This is a genomic window from Caballeronia humi (genome assembly GCF_001544475.1).
GTDB classification, from domain to species: domain Bacteria; phylum Pseudomonadota; class Gammaproteobacteria; order Burkholderiales; family Burkholderiaceae; genus Caballeronia; species Caballeronia humi.
In genome coordinates, this window is record NZ_FCNW02000257.1 from 1 (window position 1) to 543 (window position 543).

Below are 543 nucleotides of genomic sequence, written 5' to 3' on the forward strand. Positions count from 1 at the left end.
CGCCGATACACCGGGAGCCGTTGCGCTCGGCAGCACATCCAAATCGATGGTCAGATAAATGTCGTCCGCCGCGTCGACCATCCGCTCGAGCCCATGCAGCTGTTGCTCGAGCTGTGACTCCTGCATATCGGCGTCGAGCACGTAGCGCACGCCGAGATGGCGCGCACGCTCAAAGAGCGCTGCGGTGTTCGCCAGGTCGCTGACGCCGAAACACACATAGTTGAACGGCATGCCGCGAGCTGCGCAATCGCAGGCGATCTGATCGAACGGCGTGCCCGAACTCGCCGGGCGCGACTGACGTAAATCGAAATGTGCATCGAAGTTCACGATCATGAGCCGGCGGTTATATGCGTCGCCCAGATGTGCGCGCAATCCGCTGTAGCTGCCCCATGCCACTTCATGGCCGCCACCGAATACGAGCGGTCGTCCGCCGCGCGCAAGCACGTCGCTTACGATATGCAGCACTCGCCGATCGACGATGCGTCGCGCAAGCGACAACATCAAATCGGCGTGGGGAATACTTCCGAAGTAGTCCGCCAAGTC

General features: G+C 61.5%; 1 protein-coding gene. It reads right to left on the reverse strand.

Annotation, left to right across the window (positions count from 1 at the left end):
• A partial coding sequence (locus AWB65_RS35315; RefSeq protein WP_200821888.1) for an arginase family protein occupies positions 1–543 on the reverse strand: 543 nt, incomplete at both ends.